This is a genomic window from Sulfurimonas sp. (assembly GCF_026991475.1).
In the GTDB taxonomy this organism is placed as follows: Bacteria; Campylobacterota; Campylobacteria; order Campylobacterales; family Sulfurimonadaceae; genus Sulfurimonas.
Genome location: NZ_JALXBK010000092.1, coordinates 1 through 4096, shown reverse-complemented (window position 1 = coordinate 4096; position 4096 = coordinate 1). Strand labels below are relative to the sequence as shown.

Sequence of the window (4096 nt, the reverse complement as noted above, 5' to 3'; positions counted from 1 at the left end):
TCTCTATTTTATCTGGTTCAACATCTGTTTCAGGTTCATATAAACCTAATTCCTGAACAACACTCTCAAGGTCAAGGATAAGAAGTACATTATCACCTTCTATTTTTGTAACCCCTGTAATTTTACTACTATCCATACCAGCGGAGCTGTTCATAAAAGAGGCTGGTTCTATATCTCCCCAGCTGATTCTTCTAATTCTTTTTGCTTCATGCACCACAAAACCAATAAGAACATTGTTAAATTCTGTAATAATAATACATGAAGTCTCACGAACATTTTCTGGAGTTTGTATCCCCATCCATTTTGCAAGATTTACAACAGGAATTACAACTTCACGAAGATCAAAAATCCCCTCTATAAAATCTGGTGTTCCTGGAAGTTCTGTTAAACGAGGAATTTTAATAATCTCTCTAACCTTAGAGACATTCACCCCATATATACCTTCGTACACAGAATCATCTTCTTGTTTAAATATACGAAAATCGACCAGTTCCATCTCATTTGAGCCGACTTTTAATGATTTATCATCCATAACTATTTTCCCTTTGAAAATTTCTGTTCTAGTAAAACAGTATTGCTATTTGAGTATTTTATAATAAAATATCTTTGATTGCACGCAAAAGCTGCCAAATTTATATATTTAAAGCCATCGACTGAAAAAGAGACATTTTGATGAAAATGCCCTTCAATAAAAAAGTCACAAACAAATCTGCCACTAAGACGCTTTGTTATAAATTCACGAAAACCACTAAATTTATTGCAGTCATCTTTTTTTCCCAGATGCTCTTCCACATTTTTTAAAATTGCATGATTAGATACTATATCAATATATTTTAGAATAAAAAGTATAAAAGGATTGCGTATAAACGCAGTGTATGCCTTATAAAAGCTCGCTCCATCAAAATCTCCGTGTGCCAAATAGAGTGTTTTGTCTTGTAGCATTGCTTTTACAGGTTGGTTTTTAATGCTAAACAGGGCTGCGTTTGGTAGTATTTTTGCAAGGTTAAAATCATGATTTCCCTCAAGATATATAAGTTCTATCTCTTTAGAAATATCATTTAAAAGAGTGAGTAGTTCTTGATTTTCTGCATAGGTATAATCAATACCCCCAAAAAGCGCATCAAAAATATCACCCATCAGAATAAGCTGCGTTGGCACAAGTTTTTTGTCATAAATAGCTTTTATAAAATCAAGAAGTTCCTCTCTTCGGTGAGAGTAATGTGCATCAGAGACAATAAATGCCCCCTCTTTAAGCTCTAAACTTTTATGGGACATAGGCTATATCTGGAATTGCCATATTTTCATCTAGTCCCATCATAATGTTTGCATTTACAACAGCCTGAGAAGATGCTCCACGCATAAGGTTGTCAATAGCAGAAGATATAAAAAGCATATTTCCTTTGCGTTTAACATAGATGTCGCAAAAGTTTGTTCCAGCAACATTTTTCATATTTACTGGCACTTCACTTACTCGCACACCCTGCTCATCTTTGTAAAACTCTTTAAGCAATTCCACAGCATCAAATTCAGATTCTACTTGAATATAAATTGAGCTTAACATTCCACGAGTAACAGGCACTAAATGTGGCACAAAATATACCTCTTCAAACGCAACGCCTACTTTTTGCGCGATTTCAGGAGCATGACGGTGTCCAAGAGGATTATAAGCAAATAGATTATCGTTTACATTCACAAAATGTGTCGCTTCACTTAGTTTTTTTCCTGCTCCACTCACACCTGTTTTTGCATCGATGATGATTGGTGTGTTTGGCACACGTTTATCTAAAAATGGCAACAGTCCCAAAATGGCAGAGGTAGGAAAACATCCTGGATTTGCCACAAGTTTTGCATTTTTTAAAGCTTCACGATTAAGTTCAGGCAAACCATACACTACATGAGAGAGATTTTCTTTATCAGAATGAGGGCAGTAAAACTCCTCATATATATCTAAAGGCAGACGATAATCAGCAGAGAGGTCAACCACTTTCACTCCATTTGCAATAAGTGGCTTAACATACGCCATGGCAGTTTTATGTGGTAGTGCTAAAAAAACGAGTTCACAACATTTAGAAATTTCTGCAACATCTGCTTTTTTTACTGCATCTTCACATACACCATTTAGAGATGGGTGCAATTTATTTATAGTCGTACCACCCTCAGAGTTTGCAATATAAACTAAATCAAAAATAGGATGCTTCAGAAGCATTTTTACAAGTTCAAGCCCTGTGTAACCTGTTGCTCCGACTATACCTACATTAATTGTTGCATTTATCTTTTGCATATTTTGACTCCTAACTATTTTGTCTCAAATACTATTTCTTGGTATTTCACTTCATCAATCTCAAACTCTTTTTCTCCGCCAGGAAGACGAAATTTCACCTCATCACCCTCCTCTTTTCCAAGAAGCTGTTTTGAAAGAGGTGAGTTAAATGAGATAAGTCCTATATCTGGATTTGATTCTGAACCACCCACGATGGTATATGTAACTTGTTCATCCGTATCAAGATTTGTCATCACAACTGTTGAGCCAAAACTCACTTTTGCATGTTCAAGTTGACTTGGATCTACTATTTGAGACTGTCCCAATATCTCTTGAAGTTCTGCTAAACGGTTGTCAATATTTTTTTGCATCTCTTTTGCAGCATGGTACTCAGCATTCTCTTTTAAGTCACCATGCTCTAGTGCCTCTTCAATAGCCTTCACAACACCAGGACGTTTTACCTCTTTCAAATCTTTTACTTCTGCTTGAAGCTTCTCATACCCAAAAAGTGTCATCGGTTCAATTTTTTGCATAGTTATTCTCTTTTATTTATTTTTATAAGTTAAATTATAGCGAAAATTTCAACTTACTGTTTTAAGCTTTGATAAATCAAAACAAATTGTCTCATCTTTACATATTATTTCTATTCGACATCCAGATTTTGAAATTTTCACTGCGTTTAACACATCTTCTAAAAGCACTATAAACGACTGCGTTTGAGGGTCATACGCTTGTAATTTTTCATTTTTAATCGTAAAAATTCTTCCACCGCCACAACCATCACCGATGATACCCTCACATACCAAATCATCTTCTATATTAAAACCATGAATCATCAAGACAATCATCCTTTGCATCTTTTAAAAAATCTTTGTAATCACTAGAGTTTGTATCTAACTTTTTATACTCTTCATAAGTATAGTTTTTAAAAGTCATATCATCAAGACATTTACACAGTTTCGTGGAGTTTTCATCACCCTTACAATGTGAAAGCATTTCACTTTTTTGTGCTTCATTCCAGCCCGTATAAGAGATATAGTAAGGATAAAGCACCCAAATAGCAAATCCAATCGTTAAAACGATATTGATGATATACTCATTTTTCTTTGTCTGGCGATATTTACGCACATCATAAACCAATGCCAATACAAAAACAACTTGCAAACTTATATTAAACCAATCACTATCTAAAAAATCAAACAATACTTTTTTTCCTTATCTCTTTTATTGCCTCTGCACACATAGTAAGTCCAAACGCAGCGGTCACACCCATAAAACTACCCTTCTCTTTTGTAACAACCTCTTCAGAAGAAAAAATGACTTTATATTTCTTTTTAAATCCTCGTTTTTTTAGCTCATAACGAATTTTTGAACCAAATTTATCGCCATAACTTTTCCAGATGTCATCTACTAAAATCTTTGTCGGATCAAGCCGCTTTGCAGAGCCAAAAGAAGATATAAGCTTTTTGTAGCACTTCTGTGCAAGTGCAAGTTTTGCATTTCTATCATCTATAGCATCAAGCACCAAATCATAAGGCTCAAAGTCAAACGCAGCTACCCACTCTTCATCTATGCGTTTGTTTATAATTTGCAGTTGTGGATAATGCTCTTTAAGGGCTGTAACTTTTGTCTCATTTTCATGCAGTTCTGACCACATTTGACGATTTTGATTTGAAGCGTCATAGCTATCAAAATCAACAATAGTAATATTTTTTATGCCGCTTCTATAGAGACAATCCAGACAAAAGCTCCCTACTCCACCAACCCCAAGCAGAATGATTTTGGCATCTTCAAGCTTTTTAAAATCCTCTTGCAAAAGTAATTTTATGCGACTGT

The 4096-nt window shown here is 34.8% G+C and carries 7 protein-coding genes; all 7 read right to left on the bottom strand.

Going from position 1 to position 4096, the window contains the following annotated elements; all coding sequences use genetic code 11:
- Positions 1 to 532, bottom strand: a 532-nt coding sequence (locus tag MV589_RS07675) for a chemotaxis protein CheW (protein ID WP_297433551.1), incomplete at its 3' end; no start/stop codon positions are given.
- A gap of 2 nt (positions 533 to 534) precedes the next feature.
- Positions 535 to 1275, bottom strand: coding sequence for a UDP-2,3-diacylglucosamine diphosphatase (locus MV589_RS07670; RefSeq protein WP_297433549.1), 741 nt, complete (start codon positions 1273 to 1275; stop codon positions 535 to 537).
- Positions 1265 to 2281 carry an N-acetyl-gamma-glutamyl-phosphate reductase gene (gene argC / locus MV589_RS07665; RefSeq protein WP_297433547.1) on the bottom strand — a complete coding sequence of 339 codons (1017 nt, stop codon included), beginning with the start codon at positions 2279 to 2281 and terminating at the stop codon, positions 1265 to 1267. Before argC ends, MV589_RS07670 begins: the two co-directional genes overlap by 11 nt.
- Positions 2282 to 2295: 14 nt before the next feature.
- Positions 2296 to 2793, bottom strand: coding sequence for a transcription elongation factor GreA (gene greA, locus MV589_RS07660; protein WP_297433545.1), 498 nt, complete (start codon positions 2791 to 2793; stop codon positions 2296 to 2298).
- A 48-nt stretch (positions 2794 to 2841) separates the two neighbouring features.
- Positions 2842 to 3096, bottom strand: coding sequence for a thiamine biosynthesis protein ThiF (locus MV589_RS07655; protein ID WP_297433556.1), 255 nt, complete (start codon positions 3094 to 3096; stop codon positions 2842 to 2844).
- Positions 3080 to 3463, bottom strand: a complete 384-nt coding sequence (locus MV589_RS07650; RefSeq protein WP_297433543.1) for a hypothetical protein — start codon at positions 3461 to 3463, stop codon at positions 3080 to 3082. The genes MV589_RS07655 and MV589_RS07650 overlap by 17 nt, the downstream gene beginning before the upstream one ends.
- Positions 3456 to 4088: a ThiF family adenylyltransferase gene (locus tag MV589_RS07645; protein WP_297433554.1), complete on the bottom strand. Its 633-nt coding sequence runs from the start codon at positions 4086 to 4088 to the stop codon at positions 3456 to 3458. The genes MV589_RS07650 and MV589_RS07645 overlap by 8 nt, the downstream gene beginning before the upstream one ends.
- Positions 4089 to 4096: the final 8 nt, after the last annotated feature.